Annotated in this window: 25 protein-coding genes; 7 read left to right on the top strand and 18 right to left on the bottom strand. The window is 65.2% G+C overall.

Annotated elements, in window-relative coordinates:
• Positions 1–14 precede the first annotated feature (14 nt).
• The 3 genes from CI15_RS20420 to CI15_RS20430 form a co-directional block, all read right to left on the bottom strand.
• Positions 15–995 carry a 2-hydroxyacid dehydrogenase gene (locus CI15_RS20420; protein ID WP_062130275.1) on the bottom strand — a complete coding sequence of 327 codons (981 nt, stop codon included), beginning with the start codon at positions 993–995 and terminating at the stop codon, positions 15–17.
• Between the two features lie 68 nt (positions 996–1,063).
• Positions 1,064–1,645, bottom strand: coding sequence for an amino acid synthesis family protein (locus tag CI15_RS20425; protein ID WP_062130277.1), 582 nt, complete (start codon positions 1,643–1,645; stop codon positions 1,064–1,066).
• Between the two features lie 54 nt (positions 1,646–1,699).
• The gene (locus tag CI15_RS20430) at positions 1,700–2,653 is read right to left on the bottom strand and encodes an NAD(P)-dependent oxidoreductase (protein WP_277621043.1); all 954 of its coding nucleotides are present in this window, start codon (positions 2,651–2,653) and stop codon (positions 1,700–1,702) included.
• A gap of 481 nt (positions 2,654–3,134) precedes the next feature.
• Here CI15_RS20430 and CI15_RS20435 point away from each other — a divergent pair, with 481 nt between their 5' ends.
• The 3 genes from CI15_RS20435 (at position 3,135) to CI15_RS20445 (ending at position 5,606) form a co-directional block, all read left to right on the top strand.
• On the top strand, positions 3,135–3,992 hold the full coding sequence (locus tag CI15_RS20435; RefSeq protein WP_062130280.1) for an SMP-30/gluconolactonase/LRE family protein: 858 nt from the start codon (positions 3,135–3,137) through the stop codon (positions 3,990–3,992).
• A 62-nt stretch (positions 3,993–4,054) separates the two neighbouring features.
• Positions 4,055–5,215, top strand: coding sequence for a porin (locus CI15_RS20440; RefSeq protein WP_062130282.1), 1,161 nt, complete (start codon positions 4,055–4,057; stop codon positions 5,213–5,215).
• A 46-nt stretch (positions 5,216–5,261) separates the two neighbouring features.
• Positions 5,262–5,606 carry an NIPSNAP family protein gene (locus CI15_RS20445; RefSeq protein ID WP_062130284.1) on the top strand — a complete coding sequence of 115 codons (345 nt, stop codon included), beginning with the start codon at positions 5,262–5,264 and terminating at the stop codon, positions 5,604–5,606.
• A gap of 107 nt (positions 5,607–5,713) precedes the next feature.
• On the opposite strand, the gene CI15_RS20450 is transcribed toward CI15_RS20445, so the two are convergent.
• The 3 genes from CI15_RS20450 to CI15_RS20460 form a co-directional block, all read right to left on the bottom strand.
• Entirely contained in the window at positions 5,714–6,472 is a 759-nt protein-coding gene (locus tag CI15_RS20450) for a 2-keto-4-pentenoate hydratase (RefSeq protein ID WP_062130286.1), read from the bottom strand.
• Between the two features lie 84 nt (positions 6,473–6,556).
• On the bottom strand, positions 6,557–6,916 hold the full coding sequence (locus CI15_RS20455) for an NIPSNAP family protein (RefSeq protein ID WP_062130288.1): 360 nt from the start codon (positions 6,914–6,916) through the stop codon (positions 6,557–6,559).
• A gap of 62 nt (positions 6,917–6,978) precedes the next feature.
• Positions 6,979–7,968, bottom strand: a complete 990-nt coding sequence (locus CI15_RS20460; RefSeq protein WP_062130290.1) for a peptidyl-alpha-hydroxyglycine alpha-amidating lyase family protein — start codon at positions 7,966–7,968, stop codon at positions 6,979–6,981.
• Positions 7,969–8,303: 335 nt separating this feature from the next.
• Between CI15_RS20460 and CI15_RS20465 the strand changes: the two genes are divergently transcribed.
• Positions 8,304–9,275, top strand: coding sequence for a Bug family tripartite tricarboxylate transporter substrate binding protein (locus CI15_RS20465; RefSeq protein WP_062130292.1), 972 nt, complete (start codon positions 8,304–8,306; stop codon positions 9,273–9,275).
• A gap of 20 nt (positions 9,276–9,295) precedes the next feature.
• On the opposite strand, the gene CI15_RS20470 is transcribed toward CI15_RS20465, so the two are convergent.
• The 5 genes from CI15_RS20470 to CI15_RS20490 form a co-directional block, all read right to left on the bottom strand.
• Positions 9,296–10,264, bottom strand: coding sequence for a peptidyl-alpha-hydroxyglycine alpha-amidating lyase family protein (locus tag CI15_RS20470; RefSeq protein WP_062130425.1), 969 nt, complete (start codon positions 10,262–10,264; stop codon positions 9,296–9,298).
• A 149-nt stretch (positions 10,265–10,413) separates the two neighbouring features.
• Entirely contained in the window at positions 10,414–11,382 is a 969-nt protein-coding gene (locus tag CI15_RS20475; RefSeq protein ID WP_062130294.1) for a Bug family tripartite tricarboxylate transporter substrate binding protein, read from the bottom strand.
• Between the two features lie 86 nt (positions 11,383–11,468).
• A complete protein-coding gene (locus CI15_RS20480; RefSeq protein ID WP_062130296.1) occupies positions 11,469–12,323 on the bottom strand; it encodes an oxidoreductase in 855 nt (284 codons plus the stop codon).
• A gap of 68 nt (positions 12,324–12,391) precedes the next feature.
• Complete coding sequence (locus tag CI15_RS20485; protein WP_062130297.1) at positions 12,392–13,246, bottom strand: SMP-30/gluconolactonase/LRE family protein; 855 nt, start codon at positions 13,244–13,246, stop codon at positions 12,392–12,394.
• A gap of 89 nt (positions 13,247–13,335) precedes the next feature.
• A complete protein-coding gene (locus CI15_RS20490; RefSeq protein ID WP_062130299.1) occupies positions 13,336–14,232 on the bottom strand; it encodes a TauD/TfdA dioxygenase family protein in 897 nt (298 codons plus the stop codon).
• 341 nt (positions 14,233–14,573) lie between these two features.
• Between CI15_RS20490 and CI15_RS20495 the strand changes: the two genes are divergently transcribed.
• Positions 14,574–15,464: a LysR family transcriptional regulator gene (locus tag CI15_RS20495; RefSeq protein ID WP_062130301.1), complete on the top strand. Its 891-nt coding sequence runs from the start codon at positions 14,574–14,576 to the stop codon at positions 15,462–15,464.
• Between the two features lie 153 nt (positions 15,465–15,617).
• A complete protein-coding gene (locus CI15_RS20500) occupies positions 15,618–16,490 on the top strand; it encodes an SMP-30/gluconolactonase/LRE family protein (protein ID WP_062130303.1) in 873 nt (290 codons plus the stop codon).
• 46 nt (positions 16,491–16,536) lie between these two features.
• Here the strand turns inward: CI15_RS20500 and CI15_RS20505 are convergent, their stop codons facing one another.
• The 7 genes from CI15_RS20505 to CI15_RS20535 all read right to left on the bottom strand — a co-directional run bounded on the left by CI15_RS20505 (position 16,537) and on the right by CI15_RS20535 (position 24,116).
• Positions 16,537–17,517: a Bug family tripartite tricarboxylate transporter substrate binding protein gene (locus CI15_RS20505; protein WP_062130304.1), complete on the bottom strand. Its 981-nt coding sequence runs from the start codon at positions 17,515–17,517 to the stop codon at positions 16,537–16,539.
• An 88-nt stretch (positions 17,518–17,605) separates the two neighbouring features.
• Positions 17,606–19,165, bottom strand: coding sequence for a tripartite tricarboxylate transporter permease (locus CI15_RS20510; protein WP_062130306.1), 1,560 nt, complete (start codon positions 19,163–19,165; stop codon positions 17,606–17,608).
• A 6-nt stretch (positions 19,166–19,171) separates the two neighbouring features.
• Positions 19,172–19,672, bottom strand: a complete 501-nt coding sequence (locus tag CI15_RS20515) for a tripartite tricarboxylate transporter TctB family protein (protein ID WP_062130308.1) — start codon at positions 19,670–19,672, stop codon at positions 19,172–19,174.
• A 14-nt stretch (positions 19,673–19,686) separates the two neighbouring features.
• Positions 19,687–20,553 carry an isocitrate lyase/PEP mutase family protein gene (locus CI15_RS20520; RefSeq protein ID WP_063910552.1) on the bottom strand — a complete coding sequence of 289 codons (867 nt, stop codon included), beginning with the start codon at positions 20,551–20,553 and terminating at the stop codon, positions 19,687–19,689.
• 78 nt (positions 20,554–20,631) lie between these two features.
• Positions 20,632–21,396: a 2-keto-4-pentenoate hydratase gene (locus tag CI15_RS20525; protein WP_062130311.1), complete on the bottom strand. Its 765-nt coding sequence runs from the start codon at positions 21,394–21,396 to the stop codon at positions 20,632–20,634.
• 197 nt (positions 21,397–21,593) lie between these two features.
• The gene (locus CI15_RS20530) at positions 21,594–23,096 is read right to left on the bottom strand and encodes an aldehyde dehydrogenase family protein (RefSeq protein ID WP_062130313.1); all 1,503 of its coding nucleotides are present in this window, start codon (positions 23,094–23,096) and stop codon (positions 21,594–21,596) included.
• Positions 23,097–23,141: 45 nt separating this feature from the next.
• Positions 23,142–24,116, bottom strand: coding sequence for a peptidyl-alpha-hydroxyglycine alpha-amidating lyase family protein (locus tag CI15_RS20535; protein WP_062130314.1), 975 nt, complete (start codon positions 24,114–24,116; stop codon positions 23,142–23,144).
• Positions 24,117–24,516: 400 nt separating this feature from the next.
• Between CI15_RS20535 and gcvA the strand changes: the two genes are divergently transcribed.
• Positions 24,517–25,449 carry a transcriptional regulator GcvA gene (gcvA, locus tag CI15_RS20540; RefSeq protein ID WP_062130315.1) on the top strand — a complete coding sequence of 311 codons (933 nt, stop codon included), beginning with the start codon at positions 24,517–24,519 and terminating at the stop codon, positions 25,447–25,449.
• The last annotated feature ends 117 nt before the right edge of the window (positions 25,450–25,566 follow it).

Consider the following 25,566-nt stretch of genomic DNA (forward strand, 5'->3'; position numbering starts at 1 on the left):
CCTCGCTTGCCTCTCTAGTTGACCTGCGTGAGCGGCGGCAGTCCGGCAAGATGACGTGTCGCGTTGTCGATGAAGCGCACCACGGATGCATGAATCGCCTGCGGCGAGATGCCACCGACATGCGGCGTCAGCACCACGTTCTCGAACTCGAACAGCTCCGACGGCGGGGTCGGCTCGCCTTCATACACGTCGAGCGCCGCGTTGTAGAGACGGCCTTCGCGCAACGCGCGCGCCACCGCGGCCGTATCGACGACCCCGCCGCGCGCGACGTTCACGAGTATCCCTTCGGGGCCGAGCGCATCGAGCACCGTCTCGTCGACCATGTGGTAAGTCGCCGTGCCGCCGGGCACCGCCACCATCAGGAAGTCGCACCAGGCGGCCATGCTGAGCAGACTGTCGAAGTAGCGGTACGTCACGTCGGTTCGCGGCGTACGGTTGAAATAGCCGATTTCGAGGTCGAAGCCGAGGCCGCGCTTCGCAATCTTGCGGCCGATCGCACCAAGCCCGAAAATCCCCATGCGCCGTCCCGACACGTGTGGCGGACGTGGAATATCGTCGCGCCAGATACCGTCGCGGCATTGGCGATTGAGCTTCGGCACGCCGCGCACGGCGGCCAGCAGAATGGCCAGCGCATGATCGGCGACGCAATCGTCGTTCGTATTGGCCGCGTTGCAAACCACGACGCCGCGCTCGCGCGCATACGCAAGCGGCACGTTCTCGTGACCGACACCAAGCGTGCAGACAATGCGCAGATTCGGCATCGCATCGATCTCCTGCATCGTGATGCCGTTCGTGCCATTGGTGAGTACGACTTGTATATCGTTGCCGCGCGAGGCGATCTGACGCGCACCGTTCGAGCGGTCCGCACCGAGACCGGCATTGGGCGCATAGATCAGCTCGAAAGACCGACTCACCAGCTCGCGATGCGCCTCCGTAATGAACACGAGAACGAGAGCAACCGCGAGCGTGCGCGATTCAGAAGTGGCGTCGTTCATAGGACGGTTTTTCAAAGCCTGCGGTTGAACATGCGACGAAATCTCCGGCGACGCGTCCCGGACCAGCCTCAGCGTTGCCCGTCGTTGACCGAAATCTCCGCGACCCGCAGGCCGCCGAGGCGCTCGTGGATCCGGCTGCCGGTCGACATCGCGAGCACGTACAGCAGCTCGTCGGGTCTCGGCGCATCGACGACGCCGATATCGATCGTATTGAAGTGGCTGCGCACGTAGGCCGCGCGAATATGATGCAGCGGCACCTGCAAACGAAAGCCGGCCGTCGCCACCGCCTTGGCCGCCGGCACGATGGCGAGCGCCTCCTTCAGCACGGCGCGCATGGCCCAGCCGCCCGCTTCATGCCAGATCGCGCCATGCTCGAGTTCTCCATTCAGCCCGACGATGGCGCCCTTCCCGTACGCCTCGATCCTGTCGTTGCCGCCGAGTGCGGCGATCAGTTCGGGCACCATCTCGTTGGCCATTTCGCGCGCGTCGCGCACGAGCGGGCTCAGGTCCTCCACGTAACGCCCCGCAAACGGATTGGCGATCACGCAGGCGATCGCGCCGAGCTTGAGCGGCACAGGCGCGTCAGGGCCGCCCTCGTGATAGATGGTCTCGATGTTCAGCAGCTTCTTGCGGATTCTGATCAGCGACATGACATGTTCTCCAGATGCAAAAACGGCGCGACGCCGCGTGAGCGGCCTCTGCCGTCAGGGCGTGGCCGGCGTATCCGGTTCAGCGCCGAACTGCACGCCGGCCCATTTTTCGAAATGCTCGATCGTGTGAGCGTAGTCGCGGTTGCCGTCGCCCTGAGTGATCGAGAACGCGAGGAACGAGCGTGCGGCGGGACTGACCCACATTGGTACACCGATTCTTTCCGCTTCCTCGATGCACAGCTTGATGTCCTTGTGAATCAGCTCCGTCGTGAAGCGCATCGGAAAGTCGCGGTGCAGGATGCATTGCGGGATCTTTTCGAGCGTCGCAAACGAGCGTCCGCTCGACACGTTCAGGATGTCGAGCATGATCGCCGAATCGAGGCCTGCCTTGACGCCGAACACGAGCGCTTCACAACTCGCCACCATGCCGACCGCGCACAGCGTGTTGTTGATGATCTTCATGGTCTGGCCGAGGCCATGCCCCTCGCCGAGATAGAACAGGTTCTTGCCGATCACCTGGAGCCAGGGCTCGACCGCGTCGAATATGTGACGCGGGCCCGCGGCCATGATCGTCAGCGTGCCTTTTTCGGCGGCGACCGTGCCGCCGCTGACCGGCGCGCCAAGGAACTCGATCTGCCGTTGCGCGAGCGTCCGCGCGATGGCGTTGGTGACGCTCGGGCCCGTCGTCGACAGATCGACCACGACGCGGGCCCGGGTGCTGTCGATCATGCCGCCCGGCGCCGTCGCCACCTGCTCGACGACCGATGGCAGCGGCAGACTGAGGAACACCGCATCCGTCTTCGACGCGAGATCGAGTGCGCTACCCGCGGCCTGCGCGCCGAGCTTCACGAAACGCTCGACGGCTTCCGGTCGCGTGTCGTAGACAACGAGCGGATGCCCCGCCGCCAGCAGCCGCGTTGCGAAATGCTGCCCGATGTTGCCCAATCCGATCAGACCGATCATCACTTTGACGACTCCAGGAGAAAGAAGCGTTGCTCGCCTGGGCAGGCCGCGGTTCCGCGAGCGGACACAGCCATGCCGTTTGTGTTTATATGCAGACCAATCTTAGGGAGGATGACTCGTCTCGTCGCATGCCAAATTAGCGGTGGGATATAGCATCGTGTTAAGACATGCCAGCGGCGCGCGCCGCGCCGTCACCTGAGCCAATGCGCCGTGAACCGCGCCGCCATTGGGTTTTGCCCGTTTCGAGCGGGTTTCACGAAATCGCCCGATCTCCTCTTTCGTCACATCGAGTGTGACTAAAACTCGCTTTGTAGATGCCTGGGCCCTTACCTAGCATGACTACAACCTGCTTACGGGACGACCTGCGCCACGCTCAAGTCCCCTGTCAGCAAGGGTTGCGCCCCACGACAACGACATTTCGCAGCCCCTACGGGCCGAGCGGTTCGCGCCGTTGCATCGAAGGCATAGGAGCAGCAATGGCGATCCGCCAAAGCAGCGCAAGCGACACAGTCAACCGGGACTTCGCATGACAAGCACGGCATCCACACAGGTTCTACTCAGGGGTCTGTCGTTCGGCGAGGGCACTCGCTGGCATGACGACGAACTGTGGTTCTCGGACTTTTATACGCACCAGGTGCAGACCGTCGATCTCGATGGACACACCGAGGTGATCGCGCACGTGCCGGAACGTCCATCGGGGCTCGGCTTTCTGCCCGACGGCACGGCGCTCGTGGTGTCGATGCTCGATCGCCGGCTGCTCGCGATCGTCGGCGACGGCAGCACGCGGCTCGTCGCCGATCTGTCCGAAGTGGCGGGTGGCCCCTGCAACGACATGGTGATCGACCGTCATGGCCGCGCCTACGTCGGCAACTTCGGCTACGACAAGAACAACGGCGCCGAGCCGCGGCTCACCCGCATCATCCGCGTGGATCCGGATGGCTCGATTCATCCGACCGGCACGGAAGTCAGTTTTCCGAACGGCATGGTGATCACGCCCGACGAACAGCATCTGATCGTCGGCGAAACCTTCGCGCACCGGCTCAGCATGTTCGATATCGACGCCAACGGCGATCTGCACAATCACCGCTATTTCGCGCAGATCGAGGGCTGCAACCCCGATGGCCTCGCGCTCGATGCCGAGGGAGCCGTGTGGGTCGCGGACCCGTTCGGCAAGCGCGTGCGGCGCGTGTTCGAGGGCGGGCGCATCGAGCGCGAAATCACCTTCGAGCCGGGACGCGACGCCTATACGTGCGCACTCGGCGGCAAGGAGCGGCGCACGCTCTTTATCGTGACCAACACCGCGAGCGGGCCGCGCATGGCGGAACACCGCGAGTGCTGGATCGAAACCGTCGAAGTCGAGGTACCTGGCGTGGGCTGGCCATGACCTCTTCATGAATGTGGCACTCAAGCATCGACACATAAATCGAAATATTCAGGAGACCTTCAATGAAGATGAAGTGTGCGGCGACCTTTGCGCTTGCGGTGACCGCAGGCGCCGCCCAGGCGCAAAGCAGTGTGACCCTGTACGGAATCGCTGAGGTGGGTATCAACTACGTCAGCAACTCCGGCGGCGGCAAGACGATCAACATGGTCAGCGGCGAGTGGTACGGCAGCCGCTTCGGTCTGAAAGGGAACGAGGATCTCGGCGGTGGTCTCTCGGCGATCTTCCGCTTCGAAAACGGCTTCGACATCACGAACGGCAAGCTCGGCCAGAACGGCCTGCTGTTCGGCCGCGCCGCCTACGTCGGGATCGATTCGAAGCAGTGGGGTACGCTGACGGCCGGGCGTCAGTACAGCACGGTGTACGACTTCGTCGGCGGCAACCTCGTCGCGTCGAGCCGATGGGGTGGTGGCTTCATTGCACACGCGGGCGACGTGGATAACCTGAACAATACGTTCCGCGTCAACAACGCGCTGAAGTACCAGAGCGTCAGCTATCACGGCTTCACGATCGGCGGTTTGTACAGCTTCGGCGGCGTCGGCGGCAACTTCCACAAGAATTCAGGCTGGGGCCTGGGGATCGGCTATGCGCAGGGTCCGCTGCAGGCTGCCATCGCCTACACCGACCAGCGCGATCCGTTCATCACCGCCTACAACAACGGCGCGAATGCGCCGGCCGCCATCACCTCGCCGATCTACAACGCCTATGCGTCGGCGGGGAACCTCAACATTCTGGCCGCGGGCGCCATCTACCAGATCGGCAATTTCTGGTTCGGCGGCACCTATTCGAACACGCGCTTTACCGGGCTCGGCACCGATCCGGGTAATGCCGGCGCGGTGGCCAAATTGAGAGGAAGCGCATCGTTCAACATCTATGAAGGCGATTTCGGCTATCAGTTCACACCGGCACTGTCGGCTTCGGCGGCATACAGCTATACGCGGCGCGCCTCGGTGGGCGGTGACGTGGGTGCAACCTACAACCAGTACTCGCTCGGTGCCGACTATCTGCTCTCGAAGCGCACGGATCTCTACATGGTGCTGTCGTATCAAACCGCTTCGGGCGTGAACTCGAATGGAACGCCGGCCGTCGCCGCGCTCAATTTTCTAACGCCTTCGACGGTCAATCACCAGGGCGTGGTGCGCTTCGCCATCCGCCACCAGTTCTGAGGCTGTACTGAGTTCGTCCGGCGCCCGTTCGCGAGGAGACCACCTGATGATCATCGAAGAACGCACCTACGACCTGGCTCCCGGACGTCTGCCCGCCTACGTCGCGCTCGTACAGGAGGAAGGCATCGCGATCCAGCGGCCGATACTGGGCCGCCTGGTCGGCTACTTCCACACTGAACTCGGCCCGCTCAACCAGATCGTTCATCTATGGGCCTACGAGAGTTTCCGGGATCGCGCCGAACGTCGCGCGAGACTGGCCGCCGATCCGCGTTGGAACGTATACGCCGCGAAAGTGCGCGGCTTTTCGCTTCGACAGCAGAGCAGGATTCTTCTGCCGATGTCTTTTTCGCCGCTGCAGGAGCTGCCGGCGGATGACCCGCAAGCGCGTTGAGCCCTTGAATCGACGCCCCGCATTGAACCCTTGAACTCGACCCGGCACCGCTGCGAAGTCCGCAGCGTTCCGGGTAAAGGTGGCCTTGCGGCTATCCGGGGTCCGCTTCAGTCGATGCGCACCCGCGCCTCGCCGAGTCCCTCGAACACCACGCGAACCGTAGCGCCGCGCTCGGCGCGATTCAGGCCCGTGCAATTACCGGTGATGACGGTCTGCCCGGCCCGTAACGGCAGCCGGCGCTCGGCGGCATTCGCGAGCGCCATGAGCGTCGACAGCGGCGGCGCCCCCTTGCCGCCGCCGATGCGATCGACGGCCACGACGCCATCGATTTCGAACACGACCCGCAGCGCCGCCGGATCGATATCGCGCCAGTGCAGCGTGCCGCTGCCCCAGACGATCGCGCCATTGCCCATGCTGTCGGCAAGCTTGTGCGACAGCGGCGCGGTATCGAAATTGGCGATCCGTGGATTGCCGACCTCGATGGCGGCACAGCAGCTTTCGATCGCTGCGCGCACCTCGAACTCCCGATAGGGACGCGCGCGTACAGGCAGATCCGCCCCGAGCCGGAAGGCGATTTCCCCTTCGACGAACGCCGTCTCGACTTCGCCCTCGACGACGCCGTCCGCCAGACGATACACGGCGGGACTACGCAACACGTCCGACGCATATACGGGCGCACAGGTGAAACGCACGTCCGGCACGAGCCCGGCCTTCCAGCCCGCAACCTTGCGTGCGAGCCGGTGCCCGACCTCGTACTGCACCGCCATCGCCTCGGCGAGCGACAACGACCCCTCATGATCGGGCAGCGCCGCCAGCGTCTGCTTGCGCATGCGCGCCTCGAACAGCGCGCCCGCGATGCGGGCCACCCGCTCTCGCGAACTCGCACTGAGCCCGGTAGCGTCCTCGATGCGAGCAGAGTCCGATGGTTCGATCCTGTCGGACACCTGAGCTCACCGCTGCTGTCGCGTTTCGTCGCCGGGTTGCCAGAGTGGCGGCAGCGGCGGCGAGAACGACATCGGCACGAGTATCTTGTTCTGCATCCGCACGAGCAGCGGATGGATGTTCTCTTTCACATACTCACGCCAGACCGGATTGGCGGCGAGCACCGCGCGCCGCTTCGCGCGGTCTTCGAGGTCCTCGTACGCCCACAGATGAACGATCTGGTTGAGCGGCCCGATCTCGGTATAGAAATAGCCGACCAGCCGCCCCAGTATCGGGCGCTGGATCGCGATGCCCTCGCGCTCGAAATGGCGGGCGAATTCGGCCGCCGAGTTAGGGCGCAGATCGTAGATACGTTCTTCGACAATCATGGGTGGTCTCCGTGACAACGCAAGCGTCGGAGGGCGCGTGCCCCTGCCGGCTCGATGGAAGATCAGCGCCGCACCGGCGCTTCGCTGCGCGGCGCGATGCGCGCGAACTTCTGCAGGCTGCGCAGCCGCGTCGGCATCGGCTTGTCCGGGAACAGCAGCGGCCAGGACGTGTACGACGTCTCGCCGACGTAGATGTCGCCGTGCGAATCGACCGCCACGCCATGCACCGACAGGAACTGCCCCGGGTTCGTGCCGGCCGAGGGCGTGCTCTGGATGCGGATCAGCACTTCGCCCTTGTTCGACAGGATCGACAGACGCGGCCCGAGATTCGGCGCGCCGCGATTGAAGCCGTACATCGGCCCCGTTTCGCCGACATAGCACAGCGGGCACTTGCCGCGCGGCATGTACATGCCGTTGGGCCGGTGCAGGTTGTGCCATTGCGTTTCGAAGCGGCCATCGCTGTCGAAGATCTGGATGCGGTGATTCTCGCGATCGGCGACATAGAGCCAGCCGTCCTCGTCGCACGAGATGTTGTGCGGCAGGTTGAACTGGCCCGGCTCGCAACCCGGCTCGCCCCATGACTTGATGAGCTTGCCGTCGGGCGTGTACTTGTGGATGCGCGCATTGCCGTAGCCGTCGGACACGAAGATGTCGCCGTTCGGCGCGAGTGCCGTGTGCGTGCAGTGATTGAACGGCTGGCCGCTCATGAACGGGGTCGGCTTGCCGGGCAGACCGATCGTCATCAGCGTCTTGCCGTGCAGGTCGCACTTGTAGACCGCGCTGCCGCCGTCGTCGGTCAGATAGATCGTGTCGTCGGGGCCCATGTGCACGCCGTGAGGGCGCACATACACGCCCTCGCCCCACGAGCGCAGGAATTCGCCGTTGCGATCGAACACGATCATCGGATGCAGGCCGCGATTGAACACATAGACGTTGTCATGGCGATCGACACCCACTGCGGCGACTTCGCCCATCTCCCAACCCGTGGGCATCTTCGCCCAGCCATCCACGGTCTCGTAGGTGAATTCGCCGCCGCCAACTATGGTTGCCATGAGTGCGATCCTCGCAGACAGTTACTCGCATCGACGCCGCGCGCGAAGCGCTCGCGATGCATCGGGATACGTAACAGTCACACGTCGCGAACAGCCGTCGCAAGAGATTTTTTTGCACGTCCCGTATGACCTGAAGCTGCTCTCGCACGGCGTGAAAGCACTGCATGTGTAGCCCTGTTGCAGGTCCGGATTTGTGATGCGGCCTGTGACTTAATCTCGCTTGCAGATGCCTTGCACCCGCCGATAGCATGGCCTGATCATCCCGCCTCGCAGTGCTTCGAACGACACGCACACCGGGCCGCGACATAAGCGATGACCTGACAGGGGACGCAGCCATGACTTCACGACGCACCTTCCTCGCCGCGCTCGGCGCGCCCGTGCTGGCCGCATGGGCGAGCAGCGACGCGTGGGCGGCCTGGCCCGACAGCCCGATCCGTCTCATCATTCCGTTTCCGGGCGGCACCCAGGAAGCCCAGGCGCGCCTCGTCGCGAAGACGCTCGGCAAATACATCGGACAACCGATCGTCGTCGAGGCGCATCCCGGCGCCGGCGGCAACATCGGCGCGGCCTATGTCGCCAAGGCGCGCGGCGACGGCTATACGATGCTGCTCGGCGTGAGCACGTTCTTCGAAACGAATCCGCTCATCTACAAGGACATCGGCTACAAGCTCAGCGACCTGACGCCGGTGAGCCTGCTCTCCGAGCAACCGTTCCTGCTCGTCGCCAGGCCCGGACTGCCGGTCGCCAACGTGCGCGAGCTCGTCGACTACGCACGGCGCAATCCCGGCAAGGTAACGGTCGCGACCGCGGGCCCCGGCAGCCCGCTCGATCTCGCGAACCGCGAGTTCATGTCGCGCACCGGCGTGCAGATGACTCCGGTGCCGTACAAGGGCGGCGGCGAAGACACGCTCGCCGTGATGAGCGGCTTCACGGATCTCGAGTTCGGCGGCATTCCGAACGTGGTGGGCAACATCAAGGCCGGCAAGCTGCATGCGCTCGGCGTGACGGGTTCGAAACGCCTCGCGAATCTGCCGGACGTGCCGACCATCGCGGAGGCCGGCGTGCCCGGTTACGAGTTCTCGGTATGGAGCTGCGTGTCGGTGCCCGTCGCGACGCCGCCCGACATCGTCGCCCGGCTCAACGCGGCGCTCGTCAAGACGATGGCGGACCCGGAAGTGCAGACGGGCTTCGCGCAGATCAACCTGATCCCTGTCAGCAGCACGAGCGAAGCGGTCGCGCAACGCATCGCCACCGAAAGCGCCGCGTGGCGCTCGATCTTCCAGAAGTCGGGAATGACGCCGATGTGAGCAACGCACCGGCGTGAGATTTAGGCGTCGACCCGCTCGAACTTCTGCAGACAACGCAGGCCCTGCTCGGGCACCGGCACGCCGGGAAAGAGCGACGGCCACGCCGTGTAGCCGACCTCCCCGACATAGAGATCGCCGCGCGAATCGACCGCGAGTCCATGCGGCGAGAGGAACTGTCCGGGCCCCGTGCCCGCGGCCGGCGTGCTCGTGATACGCGCGAGCAACTCGCCCTCGTTCGACAGAATGCTCACGCGCGGGCCGAGATTCGGTGCGCCCCGGTTGAAACCCCAGTACGGTCCTGTCTCGCCGACATAGCACAGCGGGCACTTGCCCGCCGGCATGTACATGCCGCACGGCCGGTGCAGGTCGTGCCATTGCGTCTCGAAGCGACCCTCGCCGTCGAAAACCTGAATGCGGTGATTCTCGCGATCGGCGACGTAGACCCAACCGTCTTCATCGCAGGCAATGTTGTGCGGCAGATTGAACTGGCCCGGATCGGAGCCCGGTTCGCCCCACGAGCCGAGGAGCTTGCCGTCGGGCGAATACTTATGCACGCGGCCGTTGCCGTAGCCGTCGGTCACGTAAATATCGCCACGTGGCGAGAGCGCCGTATGCGTGCAGCGATTGAACGGCGTGCCGCTCATGAACGGCGCCGGTAGTCCCGGTGTGCCGAGCGTCAGCAGAACCTTGCCCTCCGGCGTGCACTTGCGCACCGTATGGTCGCCGTCGTCGGTCAGATAAACGGCGCCGTCCGCGCCGATATGCAGTCCATGGGGACGCTTGAAGATGCCGTCGCCCCACGACCGCCGGAACTTGCCGCCGCGATCGAACACGATGACGGGATGCTCGCCGCGATGAAACACATATACCTGGTCATCCTGATCGACACCGACCGCCGCCACGTCGCCGAAGCGCCAGCCATCAGGAAGCTCCGCCCAGTTTTCGACGATCCGGTATGTGTATTCCCCGCTGCCATAAAGTCGACTCATTTGCGTTGTCCTCGAGTGGATCGTCAGGTGAAAAAGCGCGCCGTTGCGTGTCTGAACGATCACATTCGGGCGCACACCTCGCAAGCCACTTTTTTTCACAACGCATATGACCGCGTTCATGCGCACCTGCGCTCGCGCGGTCATGAGGACTATGCCGGCTCGACGCCTGCCTTGCGGAATATCTCGCGCCACATGGGCACTTCCAGTTCGATGCGGCGCTGGACCGCATCGCCGTCGAGATGCAGCGGAAAGAGTCCCATCTGCTCGAGGCTCGCGCGGCATGCCGGGTCCGCGATCGCCTTCGCGGAGGCATCCTGGAGCCTCGCCACGACGTCGGCGGGCGTTGCCGCGGGGACTGACAGGCAGGTCCAGATCGTGACGTTGTAGTCGGGCACGCCGGCCTCGGCGATGGTCGGTACGTCGGGGAAATTCTTCAGCCGCTTGATGCCCGTGACGCCGAGCGCGCGCAGCTTGCCCGACTCGATATTGCCGGTCACGTCGGTGACGCTGCCGAACATCATGTCGGCGAAGCCGCTCAGCAGCGCGAGCGTGTCCTCGCCGCCGCCCTTGTAGGGCACGCTCAGAATCTTCGCGCCCGTGCGCGACATGAACTCGCGCGTGCACAGGTCGAGCGGACTGCCGAGGCCGCCCGTCGCGTTCGTGAGCTTGTTGGGATTCGCGCGCGCGTATTCGATCAGTTCCTTCACCGAGTGAATCGGCAACTGCGGCCGCACGGTCAGCACGAACTCCTGTTCCGACAGCAGGGAAACTGGCCTCAGGTCGCTGTTCTTGAATCCGGGGGTGCGGTAGATCAGCGGATTGATCTCGAAGAACGTGCTCACGCCGAGCAGCATCGTGTAGCCGTCGGGGCGCGACTTCGCGACATAGGCCGTGGCGATGTTGCCGCCCGCGCCGCCCTGCCCCTGCACGATCACGGGACGGCCGAGAATCTGCCCGAGCGTCTTCGCGACGATGCGCGCCTGGGCCTCGCCCGAGCCGCCGGGGAAGCCGACCACGAGCCGGATCGGGCCGTCCGGAAATGCCGCCAGCGCCGCGGGCATCCAGCCCAGCAGCACCGGCGCGCCGAGCGCCGCCACGAATCTGCGTCTCCTCATCATGATTGCCTCCATCCAGTCTTGTGATTGTAATAGTCAGTCAGACCGTGCGCGGCCCGGGCGTGGCCGTTTGGTGCATGGCGTGGGGCTCATGCCGCCGGAGCGTCGGCCCATAGCGTGGTCTCTTCCCACGTATCCAGATCCGCGGCCACCCGCGCGAGTTTGCCGCGAACCATCTCCAGACCGCTGCGCCCGAGCACCAGATGCGCGGGCGGCGTCGGCGAGCGCACGGCGGCGATGATCGCCTCGGCCGCGCGCACCGGATCGCCGGGCTGCTTGCCGCTGCGCTCGACGACCTGCACGCGTCGCTTGCCCGCGATCGAGGCGTAGTCGTCGATCGGCTTGCGGGTCTGCTTCAGCGAGCGGCCGGCCCAGTCGGTGCGAAACGGTCCCGGCTCGACCGCAGTCACCTTGATGCCGAGTTCGGCCGTCTCGCGCGCGAGCGATTCGCTCAGGCCTTCCAGCGCGAACTTGGTGGCCGCGTAATAGCCGCTCGCCGGGTTGCCGATGAAGCCGCCCACCGACGTCACGTTGACGATGTGACCCGAGCGCCGCGCGCGCATCGACGGCAGCACGGCCTTGATCATGTTGACCGCGCCGAAGAAGTTCGCTTCGAACATCGCGCGCACCTCCTCGTCCTCGCCTTCCTCGACGGCCGCGAGATAGCCGTAGCCGGCGTTGTTGACGAGCACGTCGATCCGTCCGAACGCGGTTTCGGCCCGCGCGACGGCCGCCGCGGCATCGTCCGGGCGCGTGACGTCGAGCCGGATCGCGCTCGCCTGCTGTGGGAACGCGTCGGCGAGCGCGGCGATTTGCGCCGGGTCGCGCGCAGTCACGACCGCGCGCCAGCCGTGCCTGAGCACCGCGCTCGCGAGTTCGCGGCCGAAGCCGGTGGAACAGCCTGTGATCAACCAGACCAGCGTGGAATCATTCGAATCGGACATGTGAACACTCCTTCAATACGGGACACGCGCAGAGCCGCAACGAACATGTCGTGCGGATACCTCGATGCTCATGGCCAGCCTGCGCCCGGTACGTCGACTTCGATGGTTTCGATGCAGCCGTCGCGCAGGTGCGCCATCTGCGGACCGCTGGAGGTGTTGGTGACGATGTAAAGCGTACGCCGTTGCGGGCCGCCGAGCGCGCACGTATAGGCGCCGCGCCCCGGCTCGAAGGTGATTTCGCGCTCGATGCGCCCGCCCTCGAACACGCGCCGCACGCGCTTGCCGAACGGGTCCGCGACCCACACGGCCCCCTCGGCATCGAGCGCGAGGCCATCGGGGTTGCAGCCCTCGATCTGCGCGAAATAGCGGTGATTGTGCAGATCGCCGTTGGCGTCGATATCGAACATGCTGAGCCGGTGCGCGAAGGTTTCGCCGACGATCAGATGCTGTTCGTCGGGCGTGATCACCATGCCGTTCGGAAAACTGACTTCCGTGCCGGTCGGATGAATCGAGCCATCCGGGTCCACGCGGATGATGCGGGTGAGCCGCGGCTCGGCGCCGTTGTTCTTGTCGTAGCCGAAGTTGCCGACGTAGGCGCGGCCATGACGGTCGATCACCATGTCGTTGCAGGGGCCGCCCGCCACGTCGGACAGATCGGCGACGAGCCGCGTGCTGCCGTCGTCGTTGATTGCCAGCAGCCGGCGGTCGAGCATCGACACCACGAGCGCCGTGCCGTCGGGCAGAAAGCCGAGCCCCGATGGACGTTTCGGCACCTGCGCCAGTACCTGCGTGTGTCCCTGCTGGTCGATGGTCTGCACCTGGTAGGTATAGAGATCGGAGAACCAGAGTCGATCCTCCCGCCAGCGCGCGCCCTCGGCGAACGACAGACCGGTGAGGATGGTTTGCGTATGCGGTCCCGGCATGATGACCTCGGCTGGAGCGGGGAAGAACCTTGCGGTCCGGATTGACGACGGCGTGCGGTCCGCCGCGAGGGAAGCGGCGCGCGCTGCGCCTACCCGACGGTCTCGCTGTGCTTCGGACGCGACCACGACAGGTCGTCGATCGTCGAGGCCCGGTGCATCTCACGCACGTCGGTGTCCGGATAGTGCCGGCGCGCGCGATGCATGAGCGAGCGGTTATCCCACATCACCAGGTCGCGCACGGACCACTGATGCGTATAGACGAATTGCGGCTGCGTCGCGAATTCGGTCAGCTCGCGCAACAGATCGAGCCCTTCGGGCACCGGCCAGCCGATCACATGCGACGCGTGACCGGACAGATAGAGCGACTTGCGCCCAGAGATCGGATGGCGGCGGACGAGCTTCTTTTGCGTCGGCGTGAAGCGCGCGCGCTCGGCTTCGTCGAACTCCGTGAAGCCCGCGACCGCGCGCGAATGCATGACGTCGTGCTCGAGCACGAGGTCCTCGACCATCTCGCGCAGTTCCTCGGGCAACGCGTCGTAGGCTTCGCGCATATCGGCGAACTGCGTCTGCCCGCCGCGCTTGGCGACCGTATAGGACAGCAGCATCGAATAGCGGTTCGGCGTCGGCAGATACGAACCGTCCGTATGCCAGCGACGGCTGCTGAGAAAGTTCATGCGGCGGCGATCGCCAGCGGGAAACGTGCGGTTATCGCGGTCGAGATTCGAAATGTCGGAGACCATCGGCGAGAGCCTGTGATCCTCCACGGCGGTATGAAACGACACGACCGGCTGCAGTGGGCCGAAATTCGCGCTGAACGCCAGCAGCTGGCTGTCGTCGATGTACTGGCCCGGAAAGATCAGGACCGGGTAGGTGCCGCTCGCCTGCTCGATCTCTTCGATCTGCGTGTCACTCAGCGGCCGGCTCAGATCCAGTCCGTGGATGCGCGCGGCGACCGTTGGATGCGCTGCCTCGATGTCAAGACTCATGGTGATTCCTCGGTTACGTTTTGCCATTGGACTGCTGCGACGCCTGTCGCCTGCATGGTTTTGCGTCGCACACCGGAACATCGTTATCGTAGGCGCGGCGATTTCGTCCTCACAAGACAGATTTATTCACAGCGCGCGTGACGTGCGGGCGTTTGACATCGTCCGATGGAGCACATATCCGCAGCAACCCGACTGGACGCGCACGTACAGTGCTGTACGCTAGTCATCGATGAATACGCACGCCGCGTGCGCTTTGATCACACCAGATGTGCAGCCGGCGCACACGGCCCGGCGAACATCGAACAAGACAAGTCGCTCTTCCCCGTACGCATGGAGGCACCATGAACTTCCGGCTGCGACAGATGGAAATTTTTCGGTCGGTCATGCTGACCGGATCGATCAACGGTGCCGCGAAACTGCTGTTCATTTCACAACCCGCGGTGAGCCGGATCATTTCGCACACCGAGCAAACACTCGGACTCAAGCTGTTCAGCCGCGCCAAGGGCAAGCTGATTCCCACGCCCGAAGGCATCGCGCTGTTCCGCCAGGTGGACGAGTTCTACGATCATGCCCTACAGGTGAACAACTTCGCACGTGATCTCGCGCAGGGCGCGACCGGTACGCTGAACCTGTCGTCGAGCCCATGCCTTAGCTACTCGATGATGCCGCTCGCCATCTCGCGCTTCGTGGCGCGCTATCCGAAGATTCGCGTCGTCTATCACACCACGCTGCTCAACGACATGGCGATCGAGGTGCTCAGCAACAAGGTCGACGTCGCGGTCGCTGTGATGCCGATCCAGCACGTCAACCTGAAGGTAGAGGTGTTCACGTCCGGCAAGATGGCCTGTGTTCTGCCGCAAGGGCATGCGCTGGAACGCGAGGCGTCGCTGTCATTGGCGGACGTGGCGCGCTATCCGCTGATCGCCCATCACCCCGGCATCCTGTTCGGCAAGATCGTGACCGCGGCCTTTCACGATGCCGGGCTCGAACTGCGCTCGCGCATCGACGTCTTCCAGACCGACGTCGCGTGCTCGCTCGTGCGGGCAGGCGCGGGCATCGCGATCGTCGACGAATACACGGCAAGCGCGGGAGCGTGGTCCGATCTCGTCGTGCGGCCGCTTGCGCAGGCCATCACGCTCACGCCATGCATCGTGCGCTCGGCGTTCGATCGCGAGGGCAATCACGCCGACAAGTTCGTCGAGATCCTGCGCAGCGAAAACACGCGTCATTGACCTCGCGCACCGGCCTCGCCAACCCGCGACGAGGTCACATCGTGTGTGCGTTTATTGCGCTTGAGCGCCGGTGACGGGCTCGTAGAATCGGACCGCAGAGTCATTCTGTCCGTCCTTCTACCCGCTCTCCGACCGCTACGCAGCGAGGCCAACATGAGTGCGATTCGACGCGTCACGCAAACCACCGACATCCTCGGCGAATGCCCGTTATGGAGTGAAGCCGAGCAGGCGCTGTACTGGATCGACATCCGCCGGCCGGCGGTCCAGCGCTGGCATCCGGCCACCGATGCGATGCGCTACTGGCCGATGCCCGACCTCGTCGGCTCGATCGCGCTGTGCGGCGACGGCCGCGTGCTCGTCGCCTCGCGTTCGCTGCACTATCTCGACACGCGCACGGGCGAGCTGACGCGCATTGCGAACCAGCGTGCCGAGGATCCCGCCTTACGCTTCAACGACGGCAAATGCGACCGGCAGGGCCGCTTCTGGGTCGGCACGATGAACGACCGCACGCGCGAGCCGGTCGGCGAGCTGTATCGCGTCGACGGCCACGGTGTGACGAGTGTCGCGACCGGCGTGCGCGTGCCCAACGGCACCTGCTTCAGCCCCGACGGCCGCACGATGTACTGCGCCGACTCGGATCTGCAAACGATCTTCGCCTATGCGCTCGATCCCGACTCTGGCGCGCTCGGCGCGCGTCGCGAGTTCGCGCGGACCACACTGCCCGCGGTGCCCGACGGCGCCACCGTCGATGAGGATGGCTTCATCTGGCTCGCCGAATACGGCGGCTGGCGCGTCACGCGCTATGCGCCGGACGGCAGCGTCGAGCGCGTCGTCGAGATGCCGGTGCAGAATCCCACCAGTTGTACGTTCGGCGGTCCTGATCTGGACATCCTGTACATCACGACCGCGTCGCAGCGCCTCTCGAAGGATGAGCTGGCCAAGCAGCCGCTAGCCGGCAGTCTGCTCGCGATCGAACCCGGCGTGCGCGGCTTCGCGGAGCCGAAGTTCGTCTGCGATCTGTCGTGAGGGGCGAGGATCGAGGGCCGCCGTCGAAGCGCCGGTCGGCCCGTCCTCATTGCTGCTGCAGCGTCCCCGACTTCTTCAGCACCGCACGCCATATCTCCGTTTCCGATACGATCCGCTTCGACAGTTCTTCGCCCGTGCTGCTGGTTGGGAAAAAACCGATCCGGTCGAAGCCGGTCTGCACGTCCGGCGAGGCCATCGTCGTCACGATTGCCGCATGGAGCTTGGCGACGATCGCGGGCGGCGTCGACGACGGCACGGACAGGCAGTTCCAGACCGTGAAGTCGTAGCCGGCGAGTCCCGCTTCGGCGATGGTCGGCAGATCGGGAAAATGCGGCAGGCGCCGGTTGCCCGTCACGCACAGCGCGCGCATCTTGCCCGACTGGATACCGGCCGTCACATCGGCGACGCCGCCGAACAGCATGTCGGCGAACCCGCCGAGCACCGCGAGCGTATCTTCGCCGCCGCCCTTGTACGGCACGTTCAGGATTTGCGCGCCGGTGCGCACCATGAACTCCTTCGCGATGAGGTCGAGCGGACTGCCGAGCCCCGCGGTCGCATTGGTCACCTTGCCCGGATGCTGCTTCGCGTACGCGATCAGCTCCTGCAGCGAATGAATCGGCAACGACGCATTGACGACCAGCACGAACGGCTGCTCCGAAATCACGCTGACCGGTTGCAAATCCGCGGGCTGATAGCCGATGTCCTTGTAGATCATCGGATTCGTTTCGAAGAACGTGCTCACGCCGAGCAGCAGCGTGTAGCCGTCGCCGCGCGACTTCGCGACATAGGCGGCCGCGATGTTGCCGCCGGCGCCGGGATGCGCCTCGACGATCACCGGCTGCTTGAGCACCTCGCCCAGCCGCTTCGCGACGATCCGCGCCTCGGCCTCGCCCGCTCCGGCCGGAAACGCGATGACGATGCGAATGGGACTGTCCGGATAGTCGGCGCGCGCCGCCGGCATCCAGCCGAGCAGCAGCGGTGCCCCCACGGACCCCAATGAGATCAGAAGCCGGCGCCGCGTCAGCATAGATGTGTCTCCCGGGCTGTTCAGTGCGTCTCGTCGTCCCGGCAGCGACCGCCCTCGCGCCGGGCCGCCGCGCTCGCCATGGACGCGCTCATACGTTGTCTTGAGATGTAGGCCGCGACGACCCCGTCATGCGAAATTTTCTCGGCCGTGCCTTGCGCCGGCGTATCGCGCCACGAATCGCGAAGCCGACCTGCAGCAGGATCAGCAACGCCGAGGCGCCGATGAAGACCGCGCTGATCGGCCGCTGGATGAAGATGCCGATGTCGCCGCGCGAGAGCAGCACGGCGCGCCGGAAATTGTCTTCGACCATCGGGCCCAGCACGAAACCGAGCAGGATCGGCGCGACCGGAAATTCGAGCGCGAGCAGCACGGCACCGATCACGCCGAACGCGAGCACCTCGCCGACCTCGAAAAGACTATTGTTGGTGCTGTACACGCCGACCGCGATGAACAGCAGCGCCGAGGGAAACAGGTAGCGGTACGGCACGCGCAGAAACTTCACCCAGATGCCGATCAGCGGCACGTTCAGCAGCATCAGCAGAATATTGCCGACCCAGAAGCTCGCTACCAGCCCCCAGAACAGATCGGCGTGATCGGTGATCAACTGCGGGCCGGGCTGGATGCCCTGGATCATCAGGGCACCGAGAATCAGCGCCATCACCGCGTCGCCGGGAATGCCGAGGCTCATGGTCGGAATGAAGTCGACCTGGGTCTTCGAGTGCGACGCGGCTTCCGGTGCCGCCACGCCTTCGATCGCCCCCTGCCCGAACTTCTTCGGATTGCGCGAGATCTTCTGCTCGAGCGCGTAGGCGATGAAGGTCGTGATCGTCGAGCCGGTGCCCGGCATGCCGCCGAACAGCGCACCGATCGCCGTGCCGCGCACCATCGGCAGGAACGCCTGCTTCAACTCCTTCCAGCTCGGCCGCATGTCGCGCAGACGCACCCGCGCGCCGCCGCTCACCACCTGCAGCCGGTTGACGTTGCGCAGGAAGTCGGCCACGCCGAACAGGCCGAGCGCGAGCGCGACGATCTCGACACCATCGCCGAGCCTTGGAAAACCAAACGTGAAGCGCATGGTGCCGGTATTGACGTCGGTGCCGACGATGCCGATCAACAGCCCGAACAGCGTCATCGCGACGCCTTTCAGCACCGGTCCGCGCGACATCGTGCCGCCCGCGAGCAGGCCCAGCAGCATGATCGAGAACAGCTCGGCGGGCCCGAACTTGAAGGCGATGCTGACGAGCAGCGGCGACGCGAAGACCATCAGCGCGATGCCGCACGAAGCCGCGAAGAACGACGAGATCATCGCGATGCCAAGCGCCGTGCCGCCCTTGCCCTGGCGCGTGAGCGGATAGCCGTCGAGACAGGTCACCGCGTGCGGCGGGTGGCATGGCAGGTTCAGCAGAATCGCGCCGATCGCGCCGCCGTATTGCGAGCCGTAGAAGATGCCAGCCAGCATCATGATCGCCGGCACGGGGTGCATCGTGTAGGTGAGCGGCAGCAGCATCGAGATGGCGGAGAGCGGACCCATGCCGGGCAGCACGCCGATCAGGTTGCCGACTACCACGCCGAAGAACGACCACGCGAGATTGTGCAGCTCGAGCGCGACGCCAAAGCCGTACCAGAGATCGACGAGAGACTGGGTCATGGTCGTCTAGCCCCATTGAAACAGTGGAAACTGCAGCGACAGCGCCCACCAGAACACCGCCACGCATAGCGCGGTCATCGCCGCCGCGAGCAGCAACGCTCGCCACACGGTGTTCTGGCGATCGCCGAGCGCCGAGATGAACACGACCGCGAAAGTCGCCGGCAGGAGCCCGCCGTAATGGCCGAGCACGATGAACGCGACGAGGCTGCCGAGAATGAAGCACCACGCCTTGCCTTCGGGCGGCAGCTTGCGTTCGCCCTGCTGCACCGGCGTGTATTTGGCCACCACCGCAATCGCGATGCCGGTGCAGGCGAGTGCCGCGCCGACCGCGACGGGGAAGAAGCCCGGCCCCATCTGGGTCAGACTGCCGATGCTGTAGCGCACGCCGCCGTATATCGCACCGAGCCCGATCAGCAGCATCAGCATGCCGCTGTAGTAGTCCCGGCGCCGGGTGTTGACGTATTCGATTGCGCCGCCCTCTTCCGTCTGTGCTGTCTGCGAACTCATCGTGTGTTCTCCTGCTACGCCGCGCCGAGGAAGCGGCGCGTCAGCGCGTCGAACGCGGGCACGCCGGTCGCCTCTTCGAGCAAGGCTTTCGGCGCCTGATCCGGCAGCTCCAGCGACAACGCGCCGGCCCTGACCGCCTGCATGCTGTCGTGAAGTGCCTTGAGCGCCACCGAGAAAGTCTGGTGTCCGGCCGACCACGCCTTGATGCGGCGGGTGGCCAGATAAGCGGGATCGCAGAGCGGCGCGGGCGCCCCCGCCATCAACAGCGGCAGCTTCACGGCCGCGGCGATCGCGTCGATCTCTTCGCGCTTGCGCGGTCCCGGCAGGAACAGCGCGTCGACGCCGGCCGCCTCGAACGCCTTGAAGCGCGCAACCGCATCCTCGATGCCGTTGACCGTGGCCGCGCTCGTGCGACCCATCACCAGCAGGTCCGAATCGCCGCGCGCAGCCACCGCGGCCTCGATCTTCGCGACCGCCTCGTCGAACGGCGACAACTGCACCGCGCCCGAGGGGCCGAACGGGCGCGGCAACAGCGTGTCTTCGATGGTGACCGCCGCCGCGCCCGCGCGATCGAGTTCGTGCACCGTGCGCATCACCGAGAGCGCATTGCCGTAGCCGTGATCGCCGTCGACGACGAGCGGCACGTCGGACACACGCGTGCAGCGATGCACCTGCTCGGCAAGCTCGCTCAACGTGAGCAGGATCAGATCGGGCGCGCCGAGCACCGCGTACGAAGCGAGCGATCCGCCCATCAGCGCCGCCTCGTAGCCGAGCTGGCTGGCAAGACGCGCGGAGATCGGATCGAACACCGTCGCCATTGTCACGCAACGTTCACTGTCCAGAATCGCGCGCAGGCGCTGGCGTTGAGTCAGGGATCCCATCGAAAGCATTCCTCCTTGCGGTTCGGCGCGCGCTACGTTTCGCGGATTGCCTGTCGCTGATGCGGCGCGCGCGTCGGGTTAGACGAGGGTCATGCGGGCTTCGCCGAGCCCCTCGAACACGACCTTCACTTCGTTGCCCGCATGGCCCGGATAGAGCCCCGTGCAGGTGCCGCTGATCACGGTCTGGCCCGCCTGCAGCGGCTCGCGCCGGTGCGGCGCATTGGCCAGCGCGACGAGCGCGTTGAAGGGATCGCCGGCGCTGTTGCCGCCGACGAGATCGGTCACGACACGTCCGTCGATCTCGACGCGCACGCGCAGCGCCGCGAGATCGATCGCCCGCCACGCGCGCGTGCCGCTGCCGCGAATCAACGCGCCGTTGCCCATGTTGTCGGCGATCTTGTGCTCGATCGGTGCTTCCATGAAGTTGCGCAGACGCGGCGCGCCGACTTCGATCGCGGCGCACACTTCGTCGACCGCGGCCGCGATTTCTTCGTCGGAATAGCTTGTGTCGCGCACCGGCAGATCGCGGCCCAGCACGAAGGCGACCTCGCCTTCGACGGCGGGTGCTTCGGCATACGGAAGATGAACCGACGCGTCGTTCGCGAGGCACGCGTCCCGGTAGATCGGTGCATGCGTGAGGCGCACCCCGGGCGCGTAGCCGACCTTCCAGCCGCCGATAGGCGCACCAAGCTGGCGCGTCACCTCGCGTTGCACCGTGAAGGCTTCCTCGAGCGAAGCCGGCGCATAAGGCGGCGCAAGCATCGCCAGCGTGCTGCTCGTGCGCCGGGCGCCGAGCAGCGAGGCGACCGTGTGGGCGATACGGGTTGCGTCTGGAATGCTCACTCTGTCTCCCGGGTTTCCCCTGATTTTTTGTGCGTCCCGCTGCTTCTTCGTGTTTCTTGTGAAGTACCGCCCGCCGTCTCCGGTGCAGCGATGACGGGTCATTCTGATCCAGTGTGCGCAAGCGGGCGTGCCGCCGCAACGTCATTTATGTCACAACGGTCGTGCGAATTTCGAGCGCTTGCGCACTGGCCCATGACTCAACTGAGCGGACGCACCATCGACTGGCTGCGCCAGTAGTCGAACAGCGTCTCCACGCTGTTGACGCCGCCGCCCATGCCGCTCTTGTTCACGCCGGCATACGGCACGCCGAGCGGGAACAGGTTGTGCGCGTTGATCCAGCTATTGCCGGCCACCATGGCCTCGGCGACGCGCGACGCGCGGGTCAGGTCGCGGCTCCACACGCTGTTGGCGAGACCATAGTCGGTGCAGTTGGCGAGCTCGACGGCCTGCGATTCGTCCTTGAACGGCGCCAGGTAGGCGACGGGCCCGAAGATCTCGTCGCGGGCCGCCACGTTGCCGAGCGCCCCCGCGAGCAGCGCCGGCTTCAGGTAGAACCCGCCGCGGCCAGGCACGCTCGCCACGCCCCCTTCGAGGACCGTGTGCGCGCCCTCCTGCCTGCCGCGTTCGAGATAGCCGAGCACGCGCTCGCGCTGTTTCGCGCTGACGACGGGACCCATCTGCGTGCCGGCGTCGAGCTGATAACCGACCTTCGTGCGCTGCAGGGCGGCCACGCTTGCATCGACGAAGCGCTCATAGATCGATTCCTGCACGAGCCAGCGCGTCGCATCGCAGCAGACCTGCCCCGAGTGGAAGGTGATCGCGCGCGCGAGTTTGTTCGCCGTGTCCTCGATATCGACGTCGTCGAACACGACCGCCGCTCCTTTGCCGCCGAGCTCGAGCTTGCACGGCACGAGGTTGCGTCCGCACGCTTCGGCGACGAGCCGGCCGACTTCGGGCGAGCCGGTAAACGACATGCGGCGCAGTCCCGGATGGCCCGCGAGCGCCGCGCCCGCCGTTTCGCCATAGCCGGTGACGACATTGATCACGCCGTCCGGAAAGCCGATCTCGCGAGCGAGCTGGGCGAGATAGATGGCCGACAGCGGCGTGTCCTCGGCGGGCTTGATGACCACGGTATTGCCGGCCGCGAGCGCCGGCGAGATGTTCCAGCCGATCAGCACGAGCGGAAAATTCCACGGCACGATGAAGCCGCATGCGCCCCACGGCTGGCGCGTGGTCCACGCTTCGTAGCCGGACACCGGCACCGCCGAGCGGCGCTGCACGTTCTGCGAGAGGTTGTTGAAATAGCGCATCGTATCGACGAAGACCTGCACGTCGCCCTGCGCCTGCTGCTCGACCTTGCCCGCGTCGAGCGCTTCGATCTGTCCGATGATTGACTTGCGCTTCTCGACTTCGTCGGCGAGCCGGTGCAGCCATACCGCGCGTTCGTTGACGGGCATCGTGGCCCAGCCCGAACGTGCGAACGCCTCGTTGGCCGCGACAACCGCGCGGTCGACGTCCGCGGCGCTCATCGCCGTCACCGTGGCGAGCCGTTCTCCGGTGCCCGGATCGAGGGTATCGAAGCTTGCGCCGTCGGCCGCGGTGACGTCGCGGCCGCCGACCACGCCCCCTAGCAGGGCACTGTCGAGAAAGCGCGAGACCTCGGGCAGCAGTGTGGTGGTCGGGGTAGTCAGGGTTTGCATAGTGCCTCCGTTACGAGTAATGGCGCCCCGCGGCAGCCGTGACCGTCAGGCCGCGATCCTTTCGAACTTCTGCAGGCAGCGCAGCCCCGGCGGCGCGTCGATGCCGGGAAAGAGCGACGGCCACGCCGTGTAGGAGACCTCACCGACATAGATATCGCCGTGCGAATCGACCGCGAGACCATGCGGTCCGAGGAACTGGCCCGGCCCCGTTCCCGCGGCCGGTGTGGTTGTGATGCGCGCGAGCAGTTCGCCCTTGTTCGACAGGATGCTCACGCGCGGACCGAGATTCGGCGCGCCGCGATTGAACGCGTAATAGGGCCCCGTCTCGCCGACATAACACAGCGGACATTTGCCGACCGGCATGTACATGCCGCAGGGGCGATGCAGGTTGTGCCACTGCGTCTCGAAGCGGCCGTTGCCGTCGAACACCTGGATGCGATGGTTCTCGCGGTCGGCGACGTACACCCAGCCCTCTTCGTCGCAAGAAATGTTGTGCGGCAGATTGAACTGTCCTTTGCCCGAGCCGGGTTCGCCCCAGGAGCGCAGCGGTTTGCCGTCCGGCGAATACTGATGGATGCGGCCGTTGCCATAGCCGTCCGAGACATAGATGTCGCCACGCGGCGAGAGCGCCGTATGCGTGCAGCGGTTGAACGGCGTGCCGCTCATGTAGGGCGCCGGTTCTCCGGGAATGCCGATGGTCAGCAGGACCTTGCCGTCGGGCGTGCACTTGCGCACACAGTGATCGTAATCGTCGGTGAGATACACCATGTCATCCGGCCCGATATGGATGCCGTGCGCGTGAACGAACACGTCGTCGCCCCAGGCGCGCAGGAAATTTCCATCGCGATCGAACACGATCACGGGATGCTCGCCGCGATGGAACACGAACACCTGGTCCTTGCTGTCGACGCCCACCGCGGCCACGTCATGAAGCTGCCAGCCATCCGGCAATTTTGCCCAGTCGTCGACGATCCGATAGGTGAATTCTCCGCTGCCTACGACTGCGTCGACGGTGCTCATGGGGTCGATTTCCTGTCTGAACGGTGGGTCGATTCACGCGAAGGAATGCGTGTTCGCGATGCAATGTTTGCATGCGTGCGGAAGTTGCGGCTGCACCTTGCACGGCGTGCCACATTGTTTGCCACGTCCAAGAATCACACGCTGCCGGAACCCGCGGCAAGACACTTTTTGGAACAACCGCTATGAGCATTCTCGACGGAAGACCCTATCCACAACCGCGTCAATGGAAACCCTACCTTGATTATTGTGTGCGTGAGTGCGAGTCTGTTTTTGTCACATGCACGGGCGGGAGCCGCCCGCATGCATGCACAACCGCTGGCGCGCGCCGCTGATCGATGTCGCATTGCTGCTCTCTCACGCGCAAGCACCTGTCCCTGACAGCATGGTGAGGAGACCCCCAATGCCAAAACGCCGCCTACCTTCCCTCAATGCCCTGCGCGCGTTCGAATCGGCTGCGCGCAATCAGAGCATGACCCGCGCCGCCGAAGAACTTTGCGTCACGCACAGCGCCATCAGCCGGCACGTTTCGAAGCTCGAGGATTACCTGAACGCAAAGCTGTTCGAACGCGGTCATCAGCAGGTCGTGCTGACGAAGCCGGGGGCCGCCTACGCATCGCGGCTGCAGATCCTGTTCGACCAGATCCAGGAAGCGACCGCCGAGTATTTCTACGCGCAGCCGGACAACGGATCGCTGCGCATCGGTGTGCTCTCCACCTTCGCGATGCGCTTCCTGATTCCGCGCCTCGCGCGCTTCAAGAAGATGTACCCCGAGATCACGTTGCAGGTGGAGAGCGCGCATGAGCCGGTCTCGCCGAACGATGACGACATCGACGTCGCGATCTGGCTCGGCACGGGCGACTGGCCGGGGCTCGTCTGCGAGCACCTGTTCTACGAGGAGCTGATTCCGGTCGGTAGTCCGGCGCTGCTCGCGGGACACGAACTGAAGACAGCCGACGATCTCGAACCATTCCTGCTGCTGCATGCCGCCGCACGCTACGACGACTGGCAGCGCTGGCTCAAGGCGAACGGCGCGACGCGCGTGGACGGCTACAAGGGACTGCGGCTCGAATATTCGGGGCTCGCGTATCAGGGGGCCATCGACGGTCTCGGGCTCGCGATGGCGCAGACGATCTTCGTGCAGGAGGACATCGGCAACAAGCGCCTGCAGCCCGTATTCCAGCAACGCGTGAAGACGGGACGCTCGTATTACCTCGTGTACACCGAAATGAAATCGGGGCAGCCGGCGATCGTGCGCTTCTCCGACTGGCTGAAGGCGGAAGTGCGCAAGACGGTTGCGAAAGTCGAATCCGGCGAGCATGCCGAAGTCATCTAGCGGCGCGCACCGCTCGCGTCGTACCGCGCGCGCGGTCCCGCGCGCCGCGCCGCCTTGCGCGCACGACAGGCCACCTCACACGCGCTGTTCCTTAATCTCGCTTGTGACGAGCGGCCA

Source organism: Paraburkholderia monticola, assembly GCF_001580545.1.
In the GTDB taxonomy this organism is placed as follows: domain Bacteria; phylum Pseudomonadota; class Gammaproteobacteria; order Burkholderiales; family Burkholderiaceae; genus Paraburkholderia; species Paraburkholderia monticola.